We start from the raw sequence: 20,981 nt of genomic DNA on the forward strand, positions 1-20,981 counted from the left end.
GCGGTAGCAGGCCAGAGTGCCACGAGCGACGAGAGCAGTCATTTCCCGCTGCGGATCGTTTTGTCGACCATTATGTTATACGACGACTGATGTGTAGTCGAGGCTTTGCAGCTTTTGCGGACAACCGGATGACCTGGCTCATTAATCCATTAAAGGAGATAAACCCATAACCAATCCATATCGAAAAAGTTGATCACAACACCATTCAATTAAAATCAGGAGACGAAATGCTTTCCACCAAAAAAACTACGCTTGGTCTTGCCCTCAGCGTTGCCACGGCGCTGTTATTCAGCGCCTGTGGCGGCGGTGTGAATAACGATTCACCCTCGTCGACCGCGTCCACGAGCACGCCCGATCCGTCGAAAAACGGCGCTATTTCGCTGCATGGAGTCGTCTATGGCGCCGCCGACACCAGCGTGCCGGCGGGCGCCGGCGTTCCGATCACGATGATGGGGCAAATGCGGGCGCTGTTCGATCTGATCAGAAAATCGTCGGACTTCACCCAGGTCGTGATGGATCTCGGCGACGGCAACCCGGTCCACGTGCTCGATACGAACACCGGTGACAAATTCCTGCCCGGCAAGCTCGCGCTCGGCCTGTCGTGGATCCTGATCGACATGAAAACGAAAGGCGATCCGGCCTACGCCGATTATCTGGCGACCTACCAGAAAATCACCACCGCGATGATGACGCAGATGACCGGCTCCAATTACACGTATGCGAATACGTCCTGGGGCGAGTACTACTACCTGGTGGCGCTCAACAACTTCCAGTCGCACGGCATGCTCAACGAGGTATTCAGCGACTCGATGCTGCAGACGCTGCAATCACGCCTGAACTTCTGCGATATGTTCGGCGCGGATGCCAGCGGCAAGACCAACACCTGCCCCGCCGCCGGCACTCCGATCGACGTCGCGTCGCTCAATACCGCGCAGAACTACTACGCGGTATCGTATGGCATCGCCGGGCTGCGGCAGAAGCTCGGCTGGAGCAATCCGACGTTCTCGTCGACCACAGACGCGACCGTGGCCACGATGAACGCGCGCGACGCGCTGCTGTACACACTCACGAAGCACATTCGCAACGATTCGTCGGGCGGCTTTTCCGACGAAGCGTCGAACACCCACACGACCTATTACGACCAGGCGCGATATGACCGTTACAGCACGCTGCTGATCGGCGAAGTGACCGAGCGCACCCTGGAAATGGGCAACCAGGCGAACCTGACGCCGGAACTGAAATCGTATCTTCGCAATTCGGTCAACCTGATCCTTCCGCAGCTCAATACCAACGGCCAGGGCTTCAACTATGGCCGCTCGATCGGCCCGTACGGCGATTCGGCCTTCATGGAAGTGCTGACCGCCGCGGCCAATGCCGGTATCCTGACCGATCAGGAAATGAAGGTTGCCTATACGTACATCTACAAGTCGGCGCTGCGGTTCAGCAACTTCTGGTACGACCCGACGCTGCCGACGCCGTCCGTCAACATGTGGGTCAAGGGGCGCGGCACCGACTCGTATCGCGGCAAGCCGCGCGTGATGGGCGAAAATTTCAGTTTGCTGCATCAGTACATGTACGTGAACGCGTGGTGGGACAAGCTCGGCTTCAACGGCAAGGCGCCGCTGTCCGATACCGACATGCAGGCCTACCTCGACGCGATTCCGCACTACTCGCTGACCTGGTACAACCAGCCGACCGATACCGCGCATCCGTATAGCGCCGCGCTCATCACCGTGCGCGACGGCAAGCGCGTGATCAACCTGAACCTGAGTCAGGCGCCCGACTACAACTCGTACACGCCGTACTATCCGACGCCTTTTTCGGACAATCTCGCGTACGGCACGACGGACCTCAGCTACGCGCTGCTGATTCCGCAGGTCACGTACAACGGCAGCACCTATCTTCCGGTCACGTACTACAAGAATCTGAACGTGCAGGAAACCAATGGTCAGGTGGTCGTCACGTTCGACACCACGAAGTTCAGACAAGCGGCCAAGAACGCCTTGTACACGACGGATCTTGACCTGCAGCTGCATACGGTGATGACGTTCGGCAAGGGCACGATAACGCGCACCGATACGCTGAGCTCGGGAACGTTGACGGGTAATCTCGCTGTGGAAACGGACTACACGTCGTTCGCGGACTTCCAGAACACGACGGCGAATGGTGACGGCTACTCGGTCAGCTACAGGAATAGCCCCGCGACGGACTACGCCGTGATGGGTTTCGATAGTTGCGCGCTGTCGCAGTTCGATACGGTCAACGGTGCGACGAACCCATTGTCGACCACGCCGATCGGACAGTTGCACTCCAACTTCGCTTGCACGACCAACCCGTTCGCGTTGACGGGCGGCGCCAGCCGTAAGCTGACGTGGACGCTGAAGTACGCTGATCCAGCCTGAACGAGCGGCAAACCGCCTTCCTCCCTCCTTTCAGAGAGAGGAAGGCGTCACTTGCAGGCTGATGGAGATAACGGCCATACCCAGTAGGAGAAGTTGCCTTGTTAAGGCATTGCAGCATCGGAACAATGCTGCATCGACGCGACGGATCCGCTCGATAGCGCAAGTGCAGCGTTGAATGCCGCGATGAACAGCATCACCCCTTCGTCGCGCCAAACGTCAGGCCCGCGACAAAGTGCTTCTGCATCGCAAAGAACATCACGACCGACGGCAGCGCCGCCAGAATCGATCCCGCCGAAACGAGATTCCACGCGGTCGTCCACTGCCCTTTCAGCGCCGCTACGCCAACGGTGATCGGCGCGGCGTCGTCGCCTTGCGTCAAGCACAAAGCCCAGAAATAGTCGTTCCAGACGAACGTAAACACGAGGATCGCCAACGCCGCGAGCGCGGGACGAATGAGCGGCAGCACGATCCTGAAGAACACGGTCCACTCGTTCGCCCCTTCGATGCGCGCCGCCTCCACCAGTTCGAACGGCAACTGCTTGATGAAGTTGCGCAGAAACAGCGCACAGAAACCGGTCTGGAACGACACATGAAACAGAATCAGCGCACTCACGGTATTGAACAACCCGAGTTGCAGCGACAGGTCGCGCACCGGAATCATCAGCACCTGGATCGGAACGAAATTGCCCGCGACGAAAGTGGCGAACAGCGTCGAATTACCGCGAAAACGATAGATTGCCAACGCAAAGCCTGCCATCGCCGCGAGGGCAATCGAAGCCGCTACCGCCGGCAACGTGATCAGCACGCTATTCCAGAAGTAATGCAGCATCGGCGACGTGGTCAAGGCCTCGCGATAGTTCTCGAAGAACGCGAAGTGCTTCGGCCATCCCCAGTAGTTGCCCTCGCTCAGTTCTTCGGTTGAACGCACCGACGTGACCAGCACTGCGATCATCGGCAGCAGCCAGATCACGAGTGCAATCGGCAACGTCACTTTGTACGCGCGGCGCGTGGCCGGCTTCCATTTGTCGATCGGAATCGGAAACATCAGCGGCTCCTTATTGCTCGGCGCGCAGCATCCGCCGCAGGTGATAGACGATGTAGACGAGCATGATGCCGAACAGCACCACCGCGATCGCCGCGGAATAGCCGATGCGGTAGTACTTGATCGCCTGGTCGTACATGAAATAGGCGAGCACCGTCGAGCTTTCGAACGGACCGCCGCCCGTCATCACCGAGATCAGATCGAAGCTGCGCAGCGCGCCGATGATCGTCACGACGATCGCCATGAACGTCGTGGGCCGCAATTGCGGCAGGATCACATGCCACAGCATCGACCAGCCGTGCGCCCCTTCCATTCGTGCGGCTTCGATCTGCTCCGCGTTCAACGTGGTCAAGCCGGTCAGATAAAGAATCATGCAGTACGCGGTTTGCGGCCACAGTGCCGCGAACACGATGCCGAACGTCGCGTAGCGCGGATCGCCGAGCACCGGCACGCCGTGGCCGAGCATCATCGCGAGCAGGCCGAAGGTCGGATCGTAGAACCAGGAAAAGATCAGCCCGACCACGACACCCGATAACACGAACGGCGCGAAGAACAGCGATTTGACGATGCGGATGCCCGCCACCGCCTGGTTCAGATACAGCGCGACCGCGAGGCCCATCGGCGGCGCGAACAGAAACAGCACGAGCCAGATCAGGTTGTTCTTCAGCGCCGTATAGAAGGTCGGCGTATGGACCAGCTCGATATAGTTGGCGAGGCCGACGAAGGTCGGCTCGGTCATCCCATCCCAGTTGAAGAAGCTCAGGCGGATCGTCGAGAGGATCGGCCACACGACGTACACGGCCACCATGAAACAGGCCGGCGCGAGAAACAGGAACGCGGCGCGGCGCTGCCGCCGCGCGGTCGGCGACGGCCCGCGCCGGCGCGGCGCCGCTGATGCGCCGCCCAGCGCGCCGCCGGACGCCGGCAAGCCCGGCCCGCCGGTTTCAACAGGAGCGCCGACGCTATGACGGCTGACGGAATGCGACACGATCAATCTCCCGATCCAATCTGATGCATCGGACAGCGGCCTCGCGGCCGCCGCCGCTCACTTCTTGTAGATACGCTGACGCGTCTGCTCGAGCTGCGCGAGGATGTCGTCGAGCTTCGACGGATCGGAGATGAACTGCTGCATGCCCTTCATCCCTTCGTCAGCCATTTCCTTCGTCATGTCGCGATCGTAGAATTGGGCGATACCGCCCTTCGTATTCGACAGGATCTGGAAACCGATCTTCGAAATCGGATCTTCGGGCTCCGGCGATTTGCTGTTCGCCGACAAGGAGCCGAGTCCCTTTGCGAGTTGCGCTCCGATCTCAGGCGTCTCGACGAATGCGAGGAACGTGTGCGCATCGGTCTTGTTCTTCGCCTTCGACGGAATATGCAGCGATTCGACCGGCCCGTCTTCGGCGGTCGGCACCTTCGGGTCGATGATCGGGAACTGGAAGTAGCCCATCTGCGGCTTCACGTTGTCCGGGAAACCGGCCGCGATGAACGTACCCATCAGCATCATGGCGGCCTTGCCCTGGAACAGGAACGGCTGCACCGCGTCGAGATCGTAGGACAGCGAATTGTTGATGAAGTAGCCGTCGTCGATCAACTGCTTCCACGTCGTATAGACCTTCTTCACGCGCGGATCGGTGTACGGAATCTCGCCGGCCATCAACTTCTGATGGAACGCGTTGCCGTTCAGGCGCAGATCGAGATAATCGAACCAGCCAGCGAGCGTCCAGGCGTCGCGCCCGGCCACCGCGATCGGCGTGATGCCGGCGGCCTTGAGCTTTTTGGCGGCATCGAGAAACTCGTCCCATGTTTTCGGCTCGCCCTTGATGCCGGCCTTCTCGAACAGATCCTTGCGATAGAACATCCCCCACGAGTAGTACACGGTCGGCGCGGCATACTGCTTGCCCTTGTACGACGATGCTTCCTTGGTCGACGCATACATGTCGTTCCAACCGTTCTTCTTCCAGTCGCCGGTCTGATCGTCGAACAGGCCGCGCTGCGCGTAATACGCCATCCGTTCGCCGTCGTGCCAGTTGACGATATCCGGGGCGACAGTCGAAAGCCAGCCCGGCAACTGAACCTTGTAGGCCTCCTCGTCGATGAACGACACCTTCACGTCGATATCGGGATGCGCCTTCTTGAACTCGTCGATCACCTGCTGCCAGACCGCGCGCTGGCTCGCGCCCTTGTACGCGATGTTCAGCGCGAGCGTGCCCGCCTGTGCGGTGCTGACGACGGAGCTCCCCGCCGCGGCCGCGGCCAGCGCGAGCGCCAGCAGAATCTTGCGTGGTTTCAGTTTCATTCTGACTGTCTCCTTTATTCCAAGGTTTTTGCGACGTTGTCGCTTCTGTTTTGAACGACTGCGTGGAGTTGCTACGGCCGGACTTCTATTACGAGCGATAGATCGCTACACCTTGCGGCGCCACCTCGCGAGAACCTATCACGAATGCGTCGTCGGGAATGTTGTCGAGCGTGTGGTCTTGATCGCCATAGTTGAACACGTAGGTCAGCGCGCCGCGCCGGCTGATGCGCACGCTGTCGCCGAGCGCCTGGGTTTCGAGGCCCGCTTCCCGTGCGATTCGCGCGAACAGATGCACCGTCAGCGCGTCGTCGAACAGGCTCGCGAAGTAGTGGAACGCGCCGCTTTGCACGTATGCCGGATGACCGTCCGCGAAACGCGCGCGCACTTCGAGCGCCGGCGACGCATCGCTGTCGATCAGATCGCGCCAGTGACGGGCGACACCATCGGCCGCACCGCTTTTCTGATCGAGCACCACCGCCTCCGTCACGTTCGGCCGCAGCGACTCGACGCGCCACACGCGCAGCGGTAGCACCGACGTCAACGCGCCAGGCGGCAGATTCGCCGGAATCCGCAGGTCGCGCGTCTTCGATCCGGTACGCGGACCGAACACCACCTGCGCGCCCGAGCGTGCGAGGCGCCCGGCGAAGTCGTCGGGCACGACCGGCAGCGGCGGCACGACGACGAGGCTATAGCCATCGAACGATGCGTCGGCCGGCACGACGTCGACGTCCAGTCCGAGCGCGCGCAACGCCGAGTAGTACTCGAACGCGAAACGCGGATAGTGAAAGTCCGCGCCCTGCGGATGAATCTCGAACAACCACTTCGCTTCGTAGTCGTAGACGAGCGCGACTTTCGAGCGGATGGCCGCATTCGCGCCGGCATCGGCGGCGAGCACCGTGCGAATGTCGGACGCCACCTGCGAGGCCTCCTTTCCGCCGACATCGAGCCGGTTGTCGGGCGTATTGAGGCCCGCATGCATCTGCTCCTGCGCGAACGGCGCCTGGCGCCAGCGGAAATACGACACACAGCCCGCGCCGTGAGCGAACGCCTCCCAACTCCACAGCCGCACCATGCCCGGCAGCGGCGCGGGATTCCACTGCGCCCAGTTCACCGGTCCCGGCTGCTGCTCCATGACCCAGAACGGCAGCTTCGACATGCCGCGGTACACGTCGTGATTGAACGACGCGAAATCCGGATGACCGCTGCGCAACCAGCGCGCCTTGATGTCCGGCGCGAACCACTGCTCTTCGAGCGCGCCGAGCGGATAGCTGTCCCACGCCGCGACGTCGAGATCGGTCGCGACCTTGTAATGATCGAACTCGGTGAACAGCTGCATGAAGTTGTGCGCGACGGGCCGCCCCGGCGAATGTGCGCGGATGATCTCGACCTGCATGCGGTTGTAGCGCGCCACTTCGTCGGACGCGAAGCGCCGGTAATCGAGCCGATGCGACGGATGCGCTTCGGTCACGGTGCCGACGGGGGCGTCGATTTCGTCGAAGCTGCGATACTCCATGCTCCAGAATACGGTGCCCCAGGCCTCGTTGAGCGCCTGGATCGTGTGATAACGCGCCTTGAGCCACTCGCGAAACCGCACGAGCGCCGCGGGCGAATAGCTGACCACCGTGTGGTGGCAGCCGAATTCGTTATCGGTCTGCCAGTACGCGACCGCCGGATGCTTGCCGTAGCGCTCGGCCACCGCGGCGCAGATGCGCCTCGATGCTTCGAAATATGCGGGTGACGAGAAGTCGTAATGACGCCGCGAGCCGAACCCGCGCGGACGTCCATCGGCGCCGACCGCGAGGATGTCCGGATGACGATCGATCAGCCACTTCGGCGGCGTCGCGGTCGGCGTGCACATGACCACCGCGAGGCCAGCCGCGCCGAGTACATCGACTGCGCGATCGAGCCAGCCCCAATCGTATTCGCCGGGCGTCGGCTCGATCCGGCTCCAGGCGAATTCCGCGATCCGCACCTGCTCGATGCCGAGTGTCTTCATTCGGCGCGCGTCGTCTTCCCACATCGACTCGGGCCAGTGCTCCGGGTAATAACAGACTCCAATACGCATCCCTATGTCCCCAATGTTCTTCAAGCGTAGTGTTCGACGGATTCGAGCGACGCGGCCGCAAAGCCGTCTTCGGTAAACAGATGGCAGGCCGTGCGCGGCACCCGCAGGCTCGCGCGATCACCAGGCGCGAGGCGGGTGTTGCCCGGCGCCTTGGCGATCAGCGCGGCGCCGCCGGGTTGATCGAGGTGCACGTAGCTGTGTTCGCCAAGCTGCTCGACGAGCGAGACGGTGCGTGCGAGCACGCCGTCCTGTGAACTCGCCGCGTGCGTGGTTGCCGATGCATCGGCGAACTCGAGATGCTCGGGACGCACGCCGAGCGTGACCGGCTGCGCAGACTGCAACCCCGCGCCGCTCACCGGTACGCGCACGTTTTCGCCGGTGTGATCGAGCGTGACGAGCACGCCCTGGGCATCGAGTGAGGCCACCTTTCCCGGCAGGAAATTCATTCGCGGCGAGCCGATGAAGCCCGCCACGAAGCGGCTCTTCGGGCGGTGATACAGATCGAGCGGCGCGCCGATCTGCGCGATGCTGCCGTAGCGCTCGGTATCCTTGCCCGCATGCAGCAGCACGATCTTGTCGGCGAGCGTCATCGCTTCGATCTGATCGTGCGTCACGTAGACCACGCTCGCTTTCGCAAACTGCTTATGCAGGCGCGCGATTTCCACGCGCGTCTGTCCGCGCAAGGTTGCATCGAGATTGGACAGCGGTTCGTCGAACAGAAACACGCCGGGCTCGCGCACGATGGCGCGGCCGATTGCGACGCGCTGCCGTTGCCCGCCCGACAGCGCCTTCGGTTTGCGTTCGAGCAGTGCCTCGAGTTGCAGGATGCGCGCGGCTTCACGCACCTTGCGATCGATTTCATCCTTCGGCGTCTTCGCGAGTTTCAGGCCGAACGCCATGTTCTCGAACACGCTCATGTGCGGAAACAACGCATAGCTCTGGAACACCATCGCGACGCCGCGTTGCGCGGCCGGCACGTCGTTGACGATCTTGCCGCCGATCGACAGGTCGCCGTCGGTCAGATCCTCCAGCCCGGCGATCATGCGCAGCAGCGTGGACTTGCCGCAACCCGACGGTCCGAGAAATACACAGAACTCGTTCTCGCCAATCTCCAGATCGACGTTGCGAATCACCGGCGCACCATCGCCGTACGCCTTCTGCACGCCTCGTAATGAAATGCTCGCCATTGCATCGACTCCGTGATTTAATCGGCGAAGTCGGAGATTAAGCGCTTAATCAGCGCGACCGAAAAAATCGATCGCAAGGCGATCGTTGGGTCTGTCTCCGATATCGTTTTGTACGTTGGTTCGACGACAGATCTTGCCGCGCCTCGCGCCGCGATGCAAATGCCGGACAGCCATCCCAAATATTGGCCATCTCATGCCCACACTCAGCGAAGTAGCACGTCACGCAGGCGTCACTCCAGCCACGGTGTCCAACGTGCTGCGCAAGCGCGGCCGCGTTGGCGAAACGACCCGGCAACGCGTGCTCGACGCGGTCGCGGCGCTCGGCTACCGCCCCCACCTCGCCGCGCGCGCACTCGCCGAGGGTCGCGCGCCGACGCTCGCGCTGATGGTGTCGAGCATCGCGAATCCGTTCTATCCGGAGTTCGCACTCGCGGTCGAACGCGCTGCCCGCGCGAGCGGACACTTCGTGATCATCTGCAACACGAACGAAGATCCGCTGACCGGCCGCGCGTACCTCGACCAGATCGCCGGCACCTTGTCCGAAGGCGTGCTCGTGACGAACGCGAACCTCGATTTCGCCGACCTGCGCAAGACCGAAGCGCGCGGCACGCCAGTCGTGCTGTGCATGTGGGAGCGGCCCACCGAACCACCGGGGCTGCCGTGCGTCGCAGTCGATTTCCGGCTGGCCGGCAAACTGGCCGGCGAGCACCTGCTCGAACTCGGGCATCGGCGCTTTGGCGCGATCGTCGGCAGCAAGGCGTCGGGCATTCACGCGGCGCGCTACGAAGGTTTCGTCGACGCATTGCGCGCGGCCGGCGTGACGAAGAATCGCGTGCGGCATGCGGCCGACACGATCCAGGGCGGCTATCTCGCGGCGCGCGCGCTGCTTGAAGCCGATCCGCAACCGAGCGCGATCTTCGCCACCAACGACTTGCCCGCGCTAGGCGCGATGCACGCGATCGCGGACCTCGGCCTGCGCGTGCCGGACGATCTGTCCGTGATCGGCATCACCGACATCCAGCTCGCGCGAGAGTCACGCCCCGCGCTGACGACGGTGGCGGTGCCGACGGTCGAGGTCGCCGGGCTTGCCGTGGAACTGCTGCGCGAGTTGATCGAGACGTCGTACGGACAGGCGGGACGGGACGTGCGGGACGTGACGGCTCCCGTGCCGATGCGGGTTTCGTCCGAACCGAAACTGGTCGTGCGGGCTTCGACCGCGGCGCCGCGTTCGCGTTGATGTCCTGCGAACCGACTGCAGGGAAAACGGGTTTGCAGAGAATGCGGAGTACGTCACTAACGTTGAGAACTTCAATGAGAAACGCTTGGGCACCGGTTGCAGTCACCTTCTGGACTGCTTCCACCAGAAAGACTGACGTTGCATTCCGTCGCGAATTGGATGGCGCCTGTAAAATCGCCAAGATAGTTGACACCCTGCCGAGCCGAACGGATTTCCTGAAAATCCGTTCGGCGTTGCTGCATACCCATACTATTCCTGCCGGCTGTTCGGGACTTAACGCATACGGAACAATTGAGGTCATCACGAATGGCAACACCTGCCCGTAGTCTATTCAAGGCCGCGCTGTTTATCGGGTTGTGTCTCGTGTCAGTTCGCTATCTGCCGCTATCCAATGAGTGGACCGCAGGCGAAGCGCGTGCATGGTGGCGTGCTTCGGATTGGCTCGGTGTCCCCGATCCGGACGACTTGTATTTCGTGATGTGGCTGACTGTCGAACTGTTCGTCGCGGCGCTTGCCTATGCGGTGATCGTGAGGCTATGGCGGCATTACCAACGCAAAAAAACACGTGCTTGACGAGCAGCGATCCAGGCCGCATTCATTCCGATGCGGTCTTATTTGACCAGAGCGATGACATGCAAACGTACGCACCTCTCCGTCAGGTTCGCGTTCCGTCAAGTCGAGCGAGCACTGTTCCGCAACGCGCTGGTACGTGTCGCGAATTGCGCCCAAAAACTCATCGTTTAAGTTTCAAATAACTTACATCCGAGCCAGGACTTTCCCCAACCCGAGGCAAGTCGGCACGCACCGCAACACGGCATCAAAGCCTTATCCCACAAGCCTCCCGGCCTCGCCCCGCCACTTGCGCGGCAATTTTTTCGCTGTTCACATTCCCTTGACGAGCGGCCACGCGCCTGCTGTACTAAATCAACCAAAGTGATTTAGGCGATTCCCTTCGCGCCACATCGGATCGAAGCGTCATCGCCAAACGTCGAGCCCGCAGCCTCGCAGTCGCCATTCATCTGCAGTCCCAACGTCGTTGCAAAATAACCGGAGGAGCGTCCCATGAATCTGAATTCCCGCAGGCGTCCTGTCGCCAGGGCAATCGTGTCGATGTGCGCCGCGACAGCGGCGGTGTGGTGCGCGAGCGCCAGTCATGCCGCCGACCAGCCCGTCATCGGCCTGATCACGAAGACCGATACGAATCCCTTCTTCGTCAAGATGCGTCAGGGCGCGGATGGGGCTGCGTCGAAAGACGGCGCCAAGCTGATCACGGCCGCCGGCAAGTTCGACGGCGACAACGCGAGCCAGGTGACCGCAATCGAGAACATGATGACGGCCGGCGCGAAAGCGATTCTGATCACGCCGAGCGACACCAAGGCGATCGTGCCGAGCATCAAGAAGGCGCGCGCGGCCGGCGTGATGGTCGTCGCCCTCGATACGCCGACCGATCCGCAAGACGCGACCGACGCCCTGTTCGCCACCGACAACTTCAAGGCCGGCGTGCTGATCGGCAAATACGCCAAGGCCGCGATGAACGGCAAGCCCGCGAAGATCGCCACGCTCGATCTCGCGCCGGGCGTGTCGGTCGGCGTGTTGCGTCACAACGGCTTCCTCGAGGGCTTCGGCGTGAAGGAGGGCGATCCGTCGATCGTCTGCAGCCAGGACACGCGCGGCGATCAGGCGAAAGGCCAGACGGCGATGGAGAACTGCCTGCAGAAAGCGCCCGATATCAACGTGGTCTACACGATCAACGAACCGGCCGCGGCCGGCGCGTATCGCGCGCTGAAGGCAGCGGGCAAGGACAAGGGCGTGATGATCGTGTCGATCGACGGCGGTTGCGAAGGCGTGCGCAACGTGCAGGCCGGCGCGATCGCGGCGACCTCGCAGCAGTATCCGCTGAAGATGGCCGCGCTCGGCGTCACGGCGGGCGTCGACTACGCGAAAACCGGCAAGAAGGTCTCCGGCTATCACGACACCGGCGTCACGCTGATCACCGACAAGCCGATGTCCGGCGTCGACAGCAAGGATACGAAGTTCGGCCTCGACAACTGCTGGGGCAAGTAACGCGCATCGCACAGCGGCCCGTTGCGCATCGTACCGGGCCGCCATCTGAATTGCCGCGTGACCTTCACGTCACGCTCATGTATCGAGGACTGCCATCATGTCGACTCCCTCCGCGCCCGCCGGCCGCCCGCGCCCTTCTTTCACCGAGCACCTGCCGTCGCTGTCCGAAGCCGGACCGCTGATCGCGCTGGTACTGGCCTGCGCTTTCTTTATCTCGCAGAGCAATCGCTTTCTATCGTTCCAGAATCTGTCGCTGATCCTGCAACAGACGATGGTCGTCGCGGTCATCGCGATCGGCCAGACACTGATCGTGCTCACCGGTGGCATCGATCTGTCCTGCGGCATGGTGATGGCCTTCGGCTCGATCATCATGACCAAGTTCGCGGTGGTGCTCGGCGTGCCCCCGGTCCTCGCGATTCTTTGCGGCGTCGGCGCGAGCACTTTGTTCGGGCTACTGAACGGTCTGCTTATCACGCGTATCAAACTGCCCGCGTTCATCGTCACGCTCGGCACGCTGAACATCGCATTTGCGCTCACGCAGATCTACTCGAACGCGGAAAGCGTGTCGAACCTGCCCGACGCGATCATGTTCTTCGGCAACACGTTCAGCATCGGACCGGCGGAAGTCACCTACGGCACCGTGCTGACGCTGCTGATGTATCTGGCCACGTGGTTCGTGCTGCGCGACACGGTGCCGGGCCGCCATCTGTACGCGCTCGGCAACAACGCCGAAGCCGCGCGGCTCATGGGCCTGTCGTCGCAGCGGATTCTGCTGACCGTCTACACGCTCGCCGGCGCGATCTATGGCATCGCTGCGCTGTTGTCGGTGGCCCGCACCGGCGTCGGCGATCCGCAGGCCGGGCAGACCGAGAACCTCGACAGCATCACCGCGGTCGTGCTCGGCGGCACGAGTCTGTTCGGCGGACGTGGATCGATCGTCGGCACTTTACTCGGCGCGCTGATCGTCGGCGTATTCCGCAACGGCCTCACACTGATCGGCGTCTCCTCGGTCTACCAGGTATTGATCACCGGCATACTCGTGATTCTCGCGGTCGCCGCCGATAAACTCTCGCATCGCGGCCGTTGAGCCCGCACAGGAGCCTTGTCATGTCGACCTCGACTTCCACCTCCTCTACCCCCGCCATGCCGGTTCTGCAGGCGCGCGGACTCACCAAACGTTATGGCAACGTGACCGCGCTCGACGGTTGCGACTTCGAAGTGCTGCCCGGCGAAATCCTCGCGGTGATCGGCGACAACGGCGCGGGCAAATCGTCGTTGATCAAGGCGCTCTCGGGCGCGACGGTGCCCGACGAAGGCGAGATTCTGCTCGACGGCAAGCCGGTCAAGTTCCGCAGTCCGCTCGATGCGCGCGCGCATGGCATCGAGACCGTGTACCAGGAGCTCGCGGTCGCGCCGGCGATGAGCATCGCCGAAAACCTGTTTCTTGCCCGCGAATTGCTGAAGCCGGGCTGGCGTGGCTCGCTCTTCAAGATGATCGACAAGCGCCGCATGCTGGAGGAGGCGACCGCGGCCATGAAGGACCTGCAGATCGGCATCCGCTCGATGCGTCAGGCAGTGGAGACGTTGTCCGGCGGCCAGCGCCAGGGCGTCGCCGTGGCACGCAGCGCGGCGTTCGCGCGCCATGTGGTGATTCTGGACGAACCCACCGCCGCGCTCGGCGTGAAGGAAGGCAACATGGTGCTCGAGTTGATCCGGCGCGTGCGCGACCGCGGCCTGCCGGTGATTCTCATCAGCCACAACATGCCGCACGTGTTCGAGGTCGCCGACCGCATTCATATCCAGCGGCTCGGCAGGCGCGCGGCGCTCGTCAAGACGAAGGACGTGCACATGTCGGAAGCCGTCGCCATCATGACCGGCGCGAAGGAAGCCGACGTGAAGGCGATCGCATGACGCGCCGCTCAATCCGCTGAGTCACGAGGCCGATAAACGACGATGGACACCTCCAGCATCAGCCCGCGCGCGCCCGTCAAGCGCACGGTCGGCTCGAACCAGGTCGGCATGCGGCAATTCAACGAGCGCATCGTGCTGCAGACGATCCGCCTGCATGGACCGCTGCCCAAGGCCGAAGTCGGCCGTCTCACGCGTCTTTCGATGCAGACGGTGTCGATGATCGTCGACCGGCTGATCGCCGACGGTCTGCTCGAAAAGCAGGCGCGCGTGCGCGGCCGGATCGGCCAGCCGTCGGTGCCGATCGCGTTGTGCGCGGACGGCGCCTACACGATCGGCATCAAGGTCGGACGCCGCAGTCTCGACGTGCTCGCGATGGACTTCGGCGGGCGTGTCGTGTGCCGCGACGTGTTCGAGTACGCGTATCCCGATCCGCGTACGCTGTTTCCCGCGCTCGAAAGCAAACTCGCGCGCGTGAACGAGACGCTCGGCGCGAAGGCCGGCAAGCTGGTCGGCGTGGGGGTCGCGGCGCCGCTGTGGCTCGGCGGCTGGCGCGATTTTCTCGGCGCGCCGCCCGACGCGCTCGACGCATGGAACGACATCGATCTGCGCGCGCGCATCGCGACGATGACCGGCCTGCCCGTCGAGTTCGCCAAAGACACCACGGCCGCTTGCGCGGCTGAACTCGTCATGGGCCAGGGCCGTGGCATTCACAACTTCCTGTATCTGTTCGTCGGCACGTTCATCGGCGGAGGTCTCGTGATCGACGGCCGCCTGCATGGGGGTCCGCACGACAACGCGGGCGCAGTCGGTTCTATTCCGCTGCGCGAAGGCAGCGCGCGCAAACCCGCGCGGCAGCTACTGCACGCGGCATCGGGCTTCGTCCTGGAGCAGCTTTTCAGCGATGCGCACGCACCGGCCGCCGCCGCGCACGATCATCGCGCGCTGTCGCCCGAATTGTGGCGGCATACCGAGCAATGGCTCGACAGCGCGTGCCCCGCGATCGCCAACGCGCTAACGAATGCAGCCGCGTTGCTCGATCTCGAAGCTGTCGTGATCGACGGCGAGTTCGACCGGATGTTGCTGCGCGAGATCATCCGCCGCACCGAGCGCGTGCTCGACCGTTTCGAATGGGAAGGCATGGTGCGACCGCAATTGCTCGAAGGGGCGATCGGCGCCGATGCCCGCGCGATGGGCGGTGCGATTCTGCCGCTGTATGCGCATTTCGCGCCGGTCCATGAGCTGTTTCTGAAGCCGGCGGCGGAGGCGGGTTATGACGGGCGGTGAGCGTGCAACTTGCGATGTTGGAAATACATCGATTCACTTCGCGGCGGCAACCTTCGTCGCCACGGGCTTCGATTCCGCCGGCACCGCCACGGTGTTCTCGACCGGCTTATCGAGCAACGGCTGCAACGCCGGGGCCATCGACTTCAGCAACTGCACCGCCAGCGCACTCGTGAAGTCGTAACGCGCGGCATACGGCTCATGCACCCATGCGGTCAGCGTGCCGTAGAAGCGGTCGCCGAGCGCGAACACGAAGGTCGCGCTGCGATTCACCTTGCGTGACTCGATCAGGCGCGCGCCCTTCGCGTACACGTTCAGGCGCTGATCGCCGGTGCCGGTCTTGCCGTAGACGGTGAGCGTTTCGCCGTTCGGGAACGTCACGCCTTGCGCGAGACGCCTCGCGGTGCCGCCCGTCACGACGTCGCGCAACAGCATCTTCACTTCACCGGCGATTTCCGGCGACACCTGCTGCTGCGGCGCGACCACCGCGCGTCTGAAATGGGTTTCGTACGGCGTGTCTTTCGCAAAGTCGATTTGCGTCAGCGTTTCGGTCGGGACCTTGTTGCCGCCGTTCGCGATCACGCCGATCAGTTGCGCGAGCGCCGCCGGACGATCACCCGAGGCACCGATCGCCGCCGCATACGACGGCGTCAGCGACGCGAACGGATAGCCGAGCGCCTGCCACGATTTTCCGATTGCATCGAAGGCGCGCAGTTCGACCATGCGTTTGATGCGGTGATCCTGAGTGACGTGATAGCGCGTCTTGAAGAGCCACGAGTAGGTGGACAGGCGCACGTCCTGGCTTGCGCTTTCGATCTGCGCGAGCGTCGGGTCGGGATGCGAGCGCAGATAGTTCAGCGTCCACAGTTCGAGCGGATGCACGCCCGAGATGTAGCCCCGGTCGTTCAGGTTGAAGCGGTTGATGCCGTACTTGTCGTACAGATTCGCCAGGTCCTGGTCGTCGAGCATCGTATTGGCCGGCGTGTTCTTCAGCGCCGCGTACATCAACTTGTTGAACCAGGCGTTCGAACCATCCGGCGCGACGCTGCGCAACGCGGTCGCCACTTTCGGCGGTGTCTTGCGCACGCCGAGCAGCAATAGCGTGATCTGCTGATCGGGCGTCTTGCCGTGGTACTTCGTGTAGAAGCGCTTCATGTACACGCGGCTTTCCTGATCGGCGAAACGCGTCAGGTACATCTTGCGGATCGCCGGATCGCCGAGCCATTGCGACGACGGCCCGGTGGTCTGCACCATTTCATAGTGCACGATGTCGCGCATCAACCGCACGAACACGAGGTTCACCGAATGCTGGAACGCGCGATGCACGGTCAGGATGCGGCTGTTGTCGTCGGACTCGAAGTTCGTGAAGGTCTGCGCGCCGCCGCCCGTATAGAACGTCTCGCCCGGGCTTGCGGAGTATTTACGCTCGATGGCCGCATCGAGCATCGGCTGGAGCGAATGATCGCGCGTATGCAGCAGATAGTCGATCGCCCAGTGCGTCAGCTGATCGTTTGGATCGGGCGTGATCGCCTTCAGCTCGGCATTGCTTAGGGAGGCGTAACGGGTGTGCAGGTCGGTGATGATTTGCAGATACGTGATGACGGTGCGCAGTTTCGCGGTCGAGCCGAGATTCAGGCGCGCGCCCGAATTGATGTCGAACGGCTGGTTCACGCTGTCGGTCTGCACGCGCATGAGGTTCGCGTCGCCGCGCCGCTCGAACAGCGTGAAGCTGTACGCGATATGCGACGGATCGTCGGAGCCGCGCAGCATTTCGTAACCGACGATGCCCGCCGCCTTCGCACCGTCTTTCGTCGCGGCGGCCGCGAGCCGCTCGGCAACGGCCTGTTGCACGTCATTGTTCAGCGTGCCTTGCGCCTGCACGTCGAGGCGGTCCAGTTCATAGAAGCTGCGCACGCCGAGCGCGGCGAGCAGATGCGAGCGCATCGACGTGACGGCCTTGCGTGACACGAACGAAGCGATTTCCGGGGTGCTGCGCGGCGCGCGATACAGCTCGACACGGGCCGCAAGCGCAGCATCGCGCAACTGTGCCGAAATCACCCCGCCGCTCGCAAGCAGCCGCGTGTAGCTGTCGGTCAGCCGTTCCAGTTCGGGATAGCCGCGCTGCAAAAAAAATGACGGCGCGCGCTGCGCGATCATCAGCGACAGCACTTCCCGAAACGCGACACCCTGCTCGGCCAGATTCGCCTCGGTGGACGGCGCCTTCAGCAACCGGTTGGTCTCGCGGAAATCGCGCCCGTACCAGGCGGCAAGACCATCGCCGATCCCGTTGATCTCGCCCACGCCCGGCTGGGCGGCGAGCGGCACCGAGTTCAGATAGTGGACCACGATCTGTTCGCGTGCGGCCAGCGTCTGCGGTCCGTTCAGATATGCGCGCACCGATGCGGACGCGATTTGCCGCAGCTTTTCCGGCGGCGTCGCGGTGCGGCCGCCCGCGGAGTGACGGAATTTTTCGATCTGCGTCGCGAGCGTGCTGCCGCCCGGCGTCTGCTGATGACGGTTGAATACGCGCGCACCCTGGTCGACGAGCGCGCGGCTGAAGCGCCCCCAGTCGATCGCCGGATTGCGGTTGGGCTGATTCGGATCGAGCAGATAGCGGTCTTCGATGAACAGCAGAGAATTCACGATGAGCGGCGGAATCGCGTCGAAGCTGTCATATACACGGCCCGGAAACCGCGCGCTGTAAAGCGGCGCGCCGGTGCCGTCGAAAAGTTTCAGGCCCGCTGTGTCTTTCTCGTCGTAAGGCAGAAACAGGCCGTCATCGGCGAGGGATAGCATCCTTTCAGAATCGCGCGCCTGCGAGCTGATTTCGAAACCGCGCTGCAACAGACGCTGCTGGATAGCAGGCAACAGCGCGTAGCCGAGGCGGGCGTCGTACGGACCCTTGTCGGCTTGCGGGAAACGGATGGAAGGGCTGGGGCCGTCGGCGACGGAAAAACCGACGTCGCGGGTCAGTTCGGAAAGGTAGTGCGCCTGCAGCCGCGAAGTCTCGATTTCGATTTGCACGAGGCGCGCGACCAGCGCCACCGCGAGCAGCACGAGCGCGGCCAGCCCCCATTTGAGCCAACGCCAGCTCCGCACAGGCACGGTGCTGGTCGCGCGAAGCGGAAACCGAAGCGGTGGCCGATTCATGGTGCTCTCCCCGAGCGATGGCCAGGGTGCGGGACCTGGCTCACTTCATTCGAAGTAGTGTAGCTCGGAACGGGAAGCCGTCATCGGTCCAGATGCGCCCGCCAGTGTCGCGGCTACAACACCTGCCGGCGTCGGATGACAAAACGCGAACTGGCGTGAGATATTGAACGCTTTTCGCACGAAGACATAACCGCCGATTCCGGCGGTTTTGGCGTTTCTGGCATGTATTGTCGCAGTTCAGGCACCGATTTGCTGGAGTTTTTGCCGGCAATCGGATGGATTGCGTTTCAAGTGAGTCCACGCACGTTTGAGTGCACGCTTTTCGCCTAGTCCCTCTGTGCTTGCGCGCTCAACAGCGAAATGAACCGTTCGGCCGGAGGCGACAGCACGCCGCCCTTGCGCGTCACGATGCCGAAAGTCTGCGATGGTGATTTGAGCCTGACCGGCACGATGCGCAGCATCCTGTGCCGCACGAACGGCTCCGCAATCGCGCTCGGCAGCAGGGAGACGAGCCCCGCGCCGCTTTGCAGCAGCGCGACCGTCACGAACGTGGAAGCCGTTGAAATCGGATTGTCGGGCATCTCGAGACCGGCGAGATCCATCTCGCGTTCGAGCAGCGCATGCAGCGGCATATGTGACGGATACATGACCCAGCGATGTCCGGCGAGGTCGCGCAGCGTCATCTCGCGGCGCGGCAACGGTGCATGCTGATAGCCGACCACCACCGCCAGCGGCTCGTCTCCGAGCGGACGATAGTGATACTTCGACGGATCGGCCGCGACCGCCGCGCGGCCCACCACCAGATCGAGCCGGCCGTCGTCGAGCTGCGCGAGCATCCGCGCGCTGGTGTCTTCCACCACTTCGATCGCCAGGCCCGGTTGCGCCGCATGCAGCTGATTCAGCGCGGGCACCACGCAGTCGGGAATCGCGCCCATGATCGCGCCGAGCGCGAGGCGCCCGCCGCGCCCCGAACGTATTTCGGCGACGTCCTGACAAAGCGCGGTGAGGTCTGACGTCACGACGCGCGCATAACGGATCACGCAATGGCCGAGCTGGTTCGGGATCATGCCGCTTTTCGAGCGCTCGAAAAGCGGCGCGTCGAGCATCGATTCGAGTTCCTGCAGCGCCTTGCTTGCCGCCGATTGCGTCATCGCCATCACGCCGGCGGCCTTGTGCAGCGATTTATGATCGTCGAGCGCGATCAGCAAGTGCAGCTGCTTCATCCGCAGCTTCGATAGCAGGACGTTGAGCGTGTCTTTCATTGGGTCAGGTGAGTCGCAAAAGCGATCACGATATGGAAACAATTCAATATACCAATGAGGCCTCGCGCCGTATAGTCAGCAGCAACCCGCCATCCCAGCGCGGACACAACGACATCGCCATGACCCAACCGTCACTTTCCCCCGCCCTGCGTGGCGTCTTCCCCGTCGTGCCGACCATCTTCGACGACGCCGGCCGCCTCGACCTCGAAGGCCAGAAGCGCTGCCTCGATTTCATGATCGATGCCGGCTCGAATGGTTTGTGCATTCTCGCGAACTTCTCCGAGCAGTTCGCGCTGTCCGACGACGAGCGCAACACGCTGATGCACCTCGCGCTCGAACACGTCGCGGGCCGCGTGCCGGTGATCGTCACGACCACTCACTTCAGCTCGTACCAGTGCGCGGAGCGCAGCCGCGCCGCGCAGGCCGCTGGCGCCGCGATGGTGATGGTCATGCCGCCGTATCACGGCGCGACGATCCGCATCGGCGAGCGCGGCATCTATGAGTTCTATCGTACGGTGTCCGATGCCATCCGGATTCCGATCATGATCCAGGACGCGCCCGTCAGCGGTACGCCGTTGTCCGCGCCGTTCCTCGCCCGCATGGCACGCGAGATCGACAACGTGTCGTACTTCAAGATCGAAACGCCGCAGGCGGCGAACAAGCTGCGCGAGCTGATCGAACTCGGCGGCGACGCGATCATCGGCCCTTGGGACGGTGAAGAAGCGATCACGCTGATGGCCGATCTCGATGCGGGCGCGACCGGCTCGATGACGGGCGGCGGGTATGCGGACGGCATCCGCCTCATCGTCGATGCTTACGCGGCCGGCGATACCGAGGGCGCCGCCGCGCACTATCAGCAGTGGCTGCCGCTGATCAACTACGAGAATCGCCAGGGCGGCCTCGCATCGTGCAAGGCGCTGATGAAGGAAGGCGGCGTGATCCGCTCGGACGCGGTGCGTCATCCGCTGCCGCAGATGCATCCGGCGACACGCGAAGGGTTGTTGAAGATCGCGCGCCGGCTCGATCCGCTCGTGTTGCGCTGGGGCCGATAAGCACCTCGAAGCGCAGCGGAGCGCCAGCC

At 63.0% G+C, this 20,981-nt stretch carries 15 protein-coding genes and 1 pseudogene; 9 read left to right on the top strand and 7 right to left on the bottom strand.

All coding sequences use genetic code 11. The features are described 5' to 3' along the window. Positions 1 to 227: 227 nt before the first annotated feature. Positions 228 to 2,402 (top strand): hypothetical protein, encoded by a 2,175-nt coding sequence (locus LJ655_RS02035; RefSeq protein ID WP_230559586.1) that lies wholly within the window; start codon positions 228 to 230, stop codon positions 2,400 to 2,402. Positions 2,403 to 2,595: 193 nt separating this feature from the next. Here LJ655_RS02035 and LJ655_RS02040 read toward each other — a convergent pair whose 3' ends face one another. The 5 genes from LJ655_RS02040 to LJ655_RS02060 all read right to left on the bottom strand — a co-directional run bounded on the left by LJ655_RS02040 (position 2,596) and on the right by LJ655_RS02060 (position 8,995). Continuing rightward, positions 2,596 to 3,447 (bottom strand): carbohydrate ABC transporter permease, encoded by an 852-nt coding sequence (locus tag LJ655_RS02040; RefSeq protein ID WP_230559587.1) that lies wholly within the window; start codon positions 3,445 to 3,447, stop codon positions 2,596 to 2,598. 10 nt (positions 3,448 to 3,457) lie between these two features. Beyond that, the gene (locus LJ655_RS02045) at positions 3,458 to 4,432 is read right to left on the bottom strand and encodes a carbohydrate ABC transporter permease (protein WP_230559588.1); all 975 of its coding nucleotides are present in this window, start codon (positions 4,430 to 4,432) and stop codon (positions 3,458 to 3,460) included. 57 nt (positions 4,433 to 4,489) lie between these two features. After that, positions 4,490 to 5,743 carry an ABC transporter substrate-binding protein gene (locus LJ655_RS02050; protein ID WP_230559589.1) on the bottom strand — a complete coding sequence of 418 codons (1,254 nt, stop codon included), beginning with the start codon at positions 5,741 to 5,743 and terminating at the stop codon, positions 4,490 to 4,492. Between the two features lie 88 nt (positions 5,744 to 5,831). Further along, the gene (locus LJ655_RS02055; protein WP_230559590.1) at positions 5,832 to 7,808 is read right to left on the bottom strand and encodes a beta-galactosidase; all 1,977 of its coding nucleotides are present in this window, start codon (positions 7,806 to 7,808) and stop codon (positions 5,832 to 5,834) included. A 20-nt stretch (positions 7,809 to 7,828) separates the two neighbouring features. Beyond that, positions 7,829 to 8,995 (bottom strand): ABC transporter ATP-binding protein, encoded by a 1,167-nt coding sequence (locus LJ655_RS02060; protein ID WP_230559591.1) that lies wholly within the window; start codon positions 8,993 to 8,995, stop codon positions 7,829 to 7,831. A 193-nt stretch (positions 8,996 to 9,188) separates the two neighbouring features. On the opposite strand from LJ655_RS02060, the gene LJ655_RS02065 reads away from it, so the two are divergent. The 7 genes and pseudogenes from LJ655_RS02065 (at position 9,189) to LJ655_RS02095 (ending at position 15,491) form a co-directional block, all read left to right on the top strand. Beyond that, positions 9,189 to 10,232 carry a LacI family DNA-binding transcriptional regulator gene (locus LJ655_RS02065; RefSeq protein ID WP_230559592.1) on the top strand — a complete coding sequence of 348 codons (1,044 nt, stop codon included), beginning with the start codon at positions 9,189 to 9,191 and terminating at the stop codon, positions 10,230 to 10,232. Positions 10,233 to 10,423: 191 nt separating this feature from the next. Beyond that, positions 10,424 to 10,558 (top strand): annotated as a pseudogene (locus tag LJ655_RS02070) (DUF2778 domain-containing protein); the annotation flags it as partial. Continuing rightward, positions 10,539 to 10,805 (top strand): hypothetical protein, encoded by a 267-nt coding sequence (locus LJ655_RS02075; protein WP_230559593.1) that lies wholly within the window; start codon positions 10,539 to 10,541, stop codon positions 10,803 to 10,805. The pseudogene LJ655_RS02070 and the gene LJ655_RS02075, both read left to right, overlap by 20 nt. 489 nt (positions 10,806 to 11,294) lie before the next feature. After that, a complete protein-coding gene (locus LJ655_RS02080) occupies positions 11,295 to 12,296 on the top strand; it encodes a sugar ABC transporter substrate-binding protein (RefSeq protein WP_230559594.1) in 1,002 nt (333 codons plus the stop codon). Positions 12,297 to 12,393: 97 nt separating this feature from the next. Next, the gene (locus tag LJ655_RS02085) at positions 12,394 to 13,383 is read left to right on the top strand and encodes an ABC transporter permease (RefSeq protein ID WP_230559595.1); all 990 of its coding nucleotides are present in this window, start codon (positions 12,394 to 12,396) and stop codon (positions 13,381 to 13,383) included. Between the two features lie 20 nt (positions 13,384 to 13,403). Further along, positions 13,404 to 14,207 carry an ATP-binding cassette domain-containing protein gene (locus LJ655_RS02090; protein ID WP_230559596.1) on the top strand — a complete coding sequence of 268 codons (804 nt, stop codon included), beginning with the start codon at positions 13,404 to 13,406 and terminating at the stop codon, positions 14,205 to 14,207. A gap of 42 nt (positions 14,208 to 14,249) precedes the next feature. Beyond that, positions 14,250 to 15,491, top strand: coding sequence for an ROK family transcriptional regulator (locus LJ655_RS02095; RefSeq protein WP_230559597.1), 1,242 nt, complete (start codon positions 14,250 to 14,252; stop codon positions 15,489 to 15,491). Positions 15,492 to 15,524: 33 nt separating this feature from the next. Here LJ655_RS02095 and LJ655_RS02100 read toward each other — a convergent pair whose 3' ends face one another. Both LJ655_RS02100 and LJ655_RS02105 read right to left on the bottom strand, forming a co-directional pair. Beyond that, positions 15,525 to 18,638 carry a transglycosylase domain-containing protein gene (locus tag LJ655_RS02100; protein ID WP_230559598.1) on the bottom strand — a complete coding sequence of 1,038 codons (3,114 nt, stop codon included), beginning with the start codon at positions 18,636 to 18,638 and terminating at the stop codon, positions 15,525 to 15,527. A 326-nt stretch (positions 18,639 to 18,964) separates the two neighbouring features. Further along, positions 18,965 to 19,900, bottom strand: a complete 936-nt coding sequence (locus LJ655_RS02105) for a LysR family transcriptional regulator (protein ID WP_230559599.1) — start codon at positions 19,898 to 19,900, stop codon at positions 18,965 to 18,967. A gap of 119 nt (positions 19,901 to 20,019) precedes the next feature. On the opposite strand from LJ655_RS02105, the gene LJ655_RS02110 reads away from it, so the two are divergent. Further along, positions 20,020 to 20,952: a dihydrodipicolinate synthase family protein gene (locus LJ655_RS02110; protein WP_230559600.1), complete on the top strand. Its 933-nt coding sequence runs from the start codon at positions 20,020 to 20,022 to the stop codon at positions 20,950 to 20,952. Positions 20,953 to 20,981: the final 29 nt, after the last annotated feature.

The sequence above is a fragment of the Paraburkholderia translucens genome (genome assembly GCF_020881035.1).
GTDB classification, from domain to species: Bacteria; Pseudomonadota; Gammaproteobacteria; order Burkholderiales; family Burkholderiaceae; genus Paraburkholderia; species Paraburkholderia translucens.

What these genes read in the sequence shown, in the direction of transcription:
- LJ655_RS02035 (WP_230559586.1), top strand. Translation starts at nt 228, where the DNA reads ATGCTTTCCACCAAAAAAACTACGCTTGGTCTTGCCCTCAGCGTTGCC.
- LJ655_RS02040 (WP_230559587.1), bottom strand. Translation starts at nt 3,447, where the DNA reads ATGTTTCCGATTCCGATCGACAAATGGAAGCCGGCCACGCGCCGCGCG.
- LJ655_RS02050 (WP_230559589.1), bottom strand. Translation starts at nt 5,743, where the DNA reads ATGAAACTGAAACCACGCAAGATTCTGCTGGCGCTCGCGCTGGCCGCG.
- LJ655_RS02055 (WP_230559590.1), bottom strand. Translation starts at nt 7,808, where the DNA reads ATGCGTATTGGAGTCTGTTATTACCCGGAGCACTGGCCCGAGTCGATG.
- LJ655_RS02060 (WP_230559591.1), bottom strand. Translation starts at nt 8,995, where the DNA reads ATGGCGAGCATTTCATTACGAGGCGTGCAGAAGGCGTACGGCGATGGT.
- LJ655_RS02065 (WP_230559592.1), top strand. Translation starts at nt 9,189, where the DNA reads ATGCCCACACTCAGCGAAGTAGCACGTCACGCAGGCGTCACTCCAGCC.
- LJ655_RS02075 (WP_230559593.1), top strand. Translation starts at nt 10,539, where the DNA reads ATGGCAACACCTGCCCGTAGTCTATTCAAGGCCGCGCTGTTTATCGGG.
- LJ655_RS02080 (WP_230559594.1), top strand. Translation starts at nt 11,295, where the DNA reads ATGAATCTGAATTCCCGCAGGCGTCCTGTCGCCAGGGCAATCGTGTCG.
- LJ655_RS02085 (WP_230559595.1), top strand. Translation starts at nt 12,394, where the DNA reads ATGTCGACTCCCTCCGCGCCCGCCGGCCGCCCGCGCCCTTCTTTCACC.
- LJ655_RS02090 (WP_230559596.1), top strand. Translation starts at nt 13,404, where the DNA reads ATGTCGACCTCGACTTCCACCTCCTCTACCCCCGCCATGCCGGTTCTG.
- LJ655_RS02095 (WP_230559597.1), top strand. Translation starts at nt 14,250, where the DNA reads ATGGACACCTCCAGCATCAGCCCGCGCGCGCCCGTCAAGCGCACGGTC.
- LJ655_RS02100 (WP_230559598.1), bottom strand. Translation starts at nt 18,638, where the DNA reads ATGAATCGGCCACCGCTTCGGTTTCCGCTTCGCGCGACCAGCACCGTG.
- LJ655_RS02105 (WP_230559599.1), bottom strand. Translation starts at nt 19,900, where the DNA reads ATGAAAGACACGCTCAACGTCCTGCTATCGAAGCTGCGGATGAAGCAG.
- LJ655_RS02110 (WP_230559600.1), top strand. Translation starts at nt 20,020, where the DNA reads ATGACCCAACCGTCACTTTCCCCCGCCCTGCGTGGCGTCTTCCCCGTC.